The sequence below is a fragment of the Lacticaseibacillus sp. 30 genome (assembly GCF_053819265.1).
On record NZ_JBSOQX010000045.1, the window covers coordinates 1 to 5,727 of the forward strand.

Consider the following 5,727-nt stretch of genomic DNA (forward strand, 5'->3'; position numbering starts at 1 on the left):
CGTTCACGGTGTTACCGCAACAATGGATCATTGAACGTTCATGGAGTTGGCTAGACAAATGTCGGCGACTTTGGAAAAACTGTGAACGCGCCCTTAACAGCAGTCTTCAAATGGTTGTATTGGCCTTCTTGAACATAGTTCTTAAAAGATGCTAGACAGGTTCTCAACAAACGCCACAGCTTGACCAGTGGCATGATCAATGCCAAAGTTTCGCGCAGCACCGATGCCACGATGGTCATTAAAACCGGTCGCGTGAAAATTAGGGATACCTTTAACAAAATCAGCCACTGTCTGAGCGGTACCATCAGTAGAGGCATCGTCGATGAGCCAAAGTTCAAAATCAATTGTTTGTTGCTGGATACTTTTTAATGTCTCAGGCAGATAATGACCTAAATTGTAAGTTGGCACAACGATGGTTAAATCTAAGTTCGACGTAATTGCCTCCTTGAAGCTCGTTTTGATCATTATCGTCAAATTAACGGAGGCGTCAAATAAAGTGATTCGTTTGTAGAGACATGACTAGCACTGATCATTAAAGAACAAAAGGCAACACAGATAATTGTCCTAAAAAACTGACGATGGCTTGCTGGATGGACACTGTTGAAAAAGAAAAAAGAACAGCAAACTAAAGATGCTACAAAAAATAAAATAAAACGTTTACATTCTGTTCAGATATGGTACAATTTGTTTGTTGATAGGAATATTCAATGTGGATTGTGACTATTTAATTAGGCGAGACCACAAATCGCAGTGCTGATCGCAGCGCGTGATTTGTGGTTTTTTCTTTGCACTGGGAGGTGATGACAACTTGCCAAAAATATCTCAGATTTTTAACAACAACGTGGCCTTGGTTGATCTAGACAACCGCGGCCAAGCCGTTGTAAGGGGACGTGGCATCGCTTTTCAGAAGAGGCGAGGAGATGTTATTCCGACAAAGCAGATAGAGAAGATCTTTTATCTAGCGAACGAGACTTCCCGACAAAATTTGTACTTTCTCTTAAAAAATATTCCGATTGACGTGGTGACGACTACCTATGAAATTATTGATGTTGCCCAGAAACAATATCGACTGAAAGTGCTTGATTATATCTACATTACCTTGAGTGATCATATTTACGAGGCATATAAACGCTATCAGGCAGGGACTTATCAAGAAACAATGGTACCAGATTTTCATATTCAATATCCGGCCGAATATGCGGTGGCTAAACAGGCACTGCAAATCATTGCCACGAACCTTGGCGTTCAGTTTCCACAGTCGGAAATAAAAAATCTGGCGTTGCACTTTATCAACGCTTCCGGCGAAGACGATGGCGAGCAGGTTTTTGGTAAAAGCAATGAAGCCTCACTTAGTCAACTTGTACAAGAAGTGTTGAAGCGTCATCACATTACTCGCTCTCATTCAAATGGCAACTACTATGACCGATTTATGATTCATCTCCAGTATCTCATCGACCGACTGCAGCGTGTTGATACATATGCCGTTACCATTGTCCCTGAGGTTGCCACTGAACTTAAGCAAAACTATCCGCAGTCTTACAAGATTGCCTCAGAAATTTTCGATGAAATTAAGGATCAACTCTATCGCAGTATGAGTGAGGACGAACGACTTTACTTCATCATCCACATTCAGCGATTGATAAACGAAGCACCAGCCCAGAATCATTCACAAAACGATTCATTATAACGCGCTCGCAGTCGTAGAAGCCTACACATAAGGGCTTTGAAGCAATCTACCAAAGATTGGGCCAGTTTGCTTCAAGCACGCTTATGCTTTGGCTTCCAAGCGCTCAGGAGGAAAAGACTCATGAATAAGGTTTTTGATAAATTAAAACCGGTTTTTGAAGCCATCGCTGCTAACAAATATATTTCCGCGATTCGTGATGGCTTTATCGCATGTATGCCGATCATCATCTTCTCAAGTATCTTTATGATGGTTGCTTATGTTCCGAACGCTTGGGGGTTTTACTGGCCAGACAACGTAACGAATACGTTGATGGTTGCTTATAACTATTCCATGGGCTTGCTGGCACTGTTTGTGGCGGGAACGACTGCTAAAAACTTGACTGACAGCAAGAACCTTGAATTACCGAAAACAAATCAAATTAATCCAGTGGCCGTCATTGTGGCGTCTGAAATTTCTTTTGTCATTTTGTCGATCTTGCCGCTTAAAACCGGTGTTGACCTGACTTACATGGGGACTCAGGGATTGATCTGCGCTTATATCGTTGGGTTGATCGTGCCAAATATTTACTACGTCTGTATTAAGAACAATGTCACGATTAAATTACCAGAGCAGGTACCAGGTAATATCGCCCAGTCATTTAAAGACCTTATCCCGATGGGCCTTTCTGTGACAGCCTTCTGGCTTTTCGGTGTTGGCTTCAAAGCGGCAACGGGTACTGTATTGCCACGCTGGATCATTCAAGTACTTTCGCCGCTTTTCCAAGCCAGCGATTCTTATCTAGGCTTAGCCCTGATTGCTGGCGCGATGGCTTTCTTCTGGTTCTGTGGTGTCCAAGGCCCATCAATTGTTCAGCCGGCTGTTGTCCCGATTATGATTGCGAATACAGCAGCTAACTTGCAGCAATATCAGGCAGGGCAACATGTCTCGCACGTTTTGGCCATGAACACGATGGACTACGTCATGAATTTTGGTGGAACCGGATCAACATTTGTGGTAGCTTTCATCATGCTGTTTGCGGCCCGATCAGCGCAATTAAAAGCCGTTGGTAAGGCTGCCTTTGTGCCATGCACTTTCGGGGTCAATGAACCTGTTTTGTTCGGAATGCCGATTATCATGAATCCCATGTTCTTCATTCCGTTCTTAGCAACCCCGATCGTGAACGTTTGCTTATTCAAATTCTTTGTGAGTGTACTTGGCATGAACAGTATGATGTACACCATGCCATGGACAGTTCCGGGACCGATTGGGATTTTGATTTCGACTGGGTTTGCCCCGTTGGCTTTCGTCTTTGTTCTACTGACGTTGGTTCTGGACGTTGCGATATACTTCCCATTCATTCGCGTTTATGACAGCACACTCTTAGCTGAAGAAAAAGCTAAGGAAGAGGTCATTGAAGACGACGGCATGGCTGTTCAGGCGAGTGACACAGTGTCACCTTCTATCCCGACTGGTTTGACTGTTGCGACTGCCACAGACGACGATGCGACCCATGTGTTGCCTGAAACAGCCCCATCTGCCCACGGCGAAGCCTATTTCAAACAAAATGAAGTTAATGTTTTAGTGTTGTGTGCTGGTGGTGGAACAAGCGGTATTCTTGCCAACGCGCTAAACAAACTGTCTAAGGAACGCGGTTTAAAGCTCTCGGCCGCCGCCCGCGCTTATGGACAGGATATGGATTTGATCAAAGATATGAACATGGTCATCCTTGCGCCGCAAATGGAAAGCATGAAAGGTAATTTAAAAAAGATCACCGATAAGTATGGCGTCAAGCTGGTCACAACAACTGGTCGGCAATACATTGAATTAACCAACAATGGTGACAAGGCACTTGATTTTGTTGAATCCAATCTTTGAGACACTTAACAGGAGGTTATTAAGCAATGAGTAAACAGCTACCTCAAGATTTTGTAATGGGCGGGGCAACCGCCGCCTATCAAGTCGAAGGAGCCACCAAGGAAGACGGTAAAGGTCGCGTGCTTTGGGACGATTTTCTGGATAAACAGGGGCGGTTCAAGCCCGACCCGGCAGCGGATTTTTATCATCGTTATGATGAAGATTTGGCATTAGCGGAAAAATACGGCCATCAAGTGATTCGGGTGTCAATTGCCTGGTCGCGAATTTTTCCGGATGGTGCCGGGGAAGTTGAGCCACGCGGGGTTGCTTTTTACCACAAGCTCTTCGCGGATTGTGCCGCCCATCATATCGAACCGTTTGTTACGCTACATCATTTTGATACGCCCGAACGCTTGCACGAAGCCGGTGATTGGTTGAGTCAAGAGATGTTGGACGACTTTGTGGCTTATGCGAAGTTTTGCTTTGAAGAATTTTCCGAAGTGAAGTATTGGATCACCATTAATGAACCGACCTCAATGGCCGTTCAACAATATACAAGCGGGACATTCCCGCCTGCCGAGTCTGGACGTTTTGATAAGACGTTCCAAGCTGAACACAATCAAATGGTGGCGCATGCCCGTATCGTTAATCTATATAAGTCAATGCAATTAGGTGGCCAAATTGGAATTGTTCATGCGTTGCAAACTGTTTATCCCTACAGTGATAGCGCTGTGGATCACCATGCCGCCGAGTTGCAGGACGCTTTGGAAAATCGATTGTATCTGGATGGCACATTAGCTGGCGAATATCACCAAGAAACTTTGGCGCTCGTGAAGGAAATTCTGGATGCCAATCATCAACCGATGTTTCAATCGACACCGCAGGAAATGAAGGCTATTGATGAAGCGGCCCATCAGTTAGACTTTGTTGGGGTCAATAATTATTTCAGCAAGTGGTTGCGTGCCTATCATGGCAAATCAGAGACCATTCATAATGGCGACGGCACCAAAGGCTCTTCGGTCGCGCGGCTGCAAGGCGTTGGCGAGGAAAAACTCCCAGATGGCATTGAGACGACAGATTGGGATTGGTCGATTTATCCACGAGGAATGTATGACATACTGATGCGGATTCATAATGACTATCCGTTGGTGCCAGTGACCTACGTGACAGAAAATGGTATTGGTCTTAAAGAAAGCTTGCCAGAAAATGCGACCCCTGACACCGTGATTGAAGATCCAAAACGGATTGATTATGTAAAGAAATATCTGTCCGCAATGGCTGATGCTATCCATGATGGCGCAAATGTCAAAGGTTACTTCATCTGGTCACTTCAAGATCAGTTTTCTTGGACAAACGGTTACAGTAAACGATATGGTCTGTTCTTCGTTGATTTTCCAACACAAAATCGTTATATCAAACAAAGTGCCGAGTGGTTTAAGTCTGTGAGTGAGACCCACATCATTCCGGATTAAAAAGTTTTTGGCTATTTAGACAGCAAGGATTGAATCGGAGGGAAAATGATGGCTACTAAAGAAGAAATTTCAATGGTTGGTTTTGCACTTGTGGCGTATGCAGGCGATGCTCGAACGGCTGCTGTGCATGCACTTGATGCCGCTGAAGCAGGCGATTTCGATAAGGCAAACGAATTGGTTGAGAAGGCCCAACAGGATATCAATGAAGCCCACAACCAACAGACCCAGCTTCTAAGTCAAGAAGCTGGCGGTGCTGAAATGGATGTCACCTTTATCATGGTTCATGGTCAAGATACGTTGATGACAACCATGTTGCTCATTGATGAAACACGCTACATGATTCGCATGTTTAAGCGGATCAAAGAACTTGAGAACAAGCAGTAAATGAGTCATCATCATTTCTCGATAAAATGATAGTCGAATCGATCAGCATTTCCTCCAAATGACGAACTTTGCTGTTAGCGCGTCCTCAATAATTGAACAGAAGTAACCCAAAAACTAGGCGCGTGGCACATACAGCGCCTAGTTTTTCTATTTCGGAAGTTTGTCAAATGGTGTTGAAGGATAGTTTCTATCCTTTGGAGATCTCCTCGTGTGGGAGATCTTTTTTGTTGTTTTATTAGTTGCGGCGTTAATTACTCCATTAAGATTCTTTCGTAGGGTATGCATGGCCGTATCTAGGGGCGTGCCGTAAGAACCTGTCTAGTATCTTTTAAGAACTATCTTCAGGAAGGC

Annotated in this window: 4 protein-coding genes and 2 pseudogenes; 5 read left to right on the forward strand and 1 reads right to left on the reverse strand. The window is 44.4% G+C overall.

All coding sequences use genetic code 11. The annotated features are described in order from the left end of the window. A pseudogene (locus ACWPAB_RS14945) lies at positions 1-155 on the forward strand (IS5/IS1182 family transposase); the annotation flags it as partial. Positions 156-162: 7 nt separating this feature from the next. On the opposite strand, the pseudogene ACWPAB_RS14950 reads toward ACWPAB_RS14945, so the two are convergent. After that, positions 163-465, reverse strand: a pseudogene (locus tag ACWPAB_RS14950) (glycosyltransferase family 2 protein); the annotation flags it as partial. Positions 466-808: 343 nt separating this feature from the next. Between ACWPAB_RS14950 and lacT the strand changes: the two are divergent. The 4 genes from lacT to ACWPAB_RS14970 all read left to right on the forward strand — a co-directional run bounded on the left by lacT (position 809) and on the right by ACWPAB_RS14970 (position 5,376). Beyond that, positions 809-1,687: a transcription antiterminator LacT gene (lacT, locus tag ACWPAB_RS14955; protein ID WP_014566439.1), complete on the forward strand. Its 879-nt coding sequence runs from the start codon at positions 809-811 to the stop codon at positions 1,685-1,687. 120 nt (positions 1,688-1,807) lie between these two features. Continuing rightward, entirely contained in the window at positions 1,808-3,541 is a 1,734-nt protein-coding gene (locus ACWPAB_RS14960; RefSeq protein ID WP_016382210.1) for a lactose-specific PTS transporter subunit EIIC, read from the forward strand. 26 nt (positions 3,542-3,567) lie between these two features. Then, positions 3,568-4,992, forward strand: a complete 1,425-nt coding sequence (gene lacG, locus ACWPAB_RS14965; RefSeq protein WP_003589794.1) for a 6-phospho-beta-galactosidase — start codon at positions 3,568-3,570, stop codon at positions 4,990-4,992. A gap of 48 nt (positions 4,993-5,040) precedes the next feature. Beyond that, complete coding sequence (locus tag ACWPAB_RS14970; RefSeq protein WP_003589792.1) at positions 5,041-5,376, forward strand: PTS lactose/cellobiose transporter subunit IIA; 336 nt, start codon at positions 5,041-5,043, stop codon at positions 5,374-5,376. Positions 5,377-5,727 lie beyond the last annotated feature (351 nt).

What these genes read in the sequence shown, in the direction of transcription:
- ACWPAB_RS14960 (WP_016382210.1), top strand. Translation starts at nt 1,808, where the DNA reads ATGAATAAGGTTTTTGATAAATTAAAACCGGTTTTTGAAGCCATCGCT.
- lacG (WP_003589794.1), top strand. Translation starts at nt 3,568, where the DNA reads ATGAGTAAACAGCTACCTCAAGATTTTGTAATGGGCGGGGCAACCGCC.
- ACWPAB_RS14970 (WP_003589792.1), top strand. Translation starts at nt 5,041, where the DNA reads ATGGCTACTAAAGAAGAAATTTCAATGGTTGGTTTTGCACTTGTGGCG.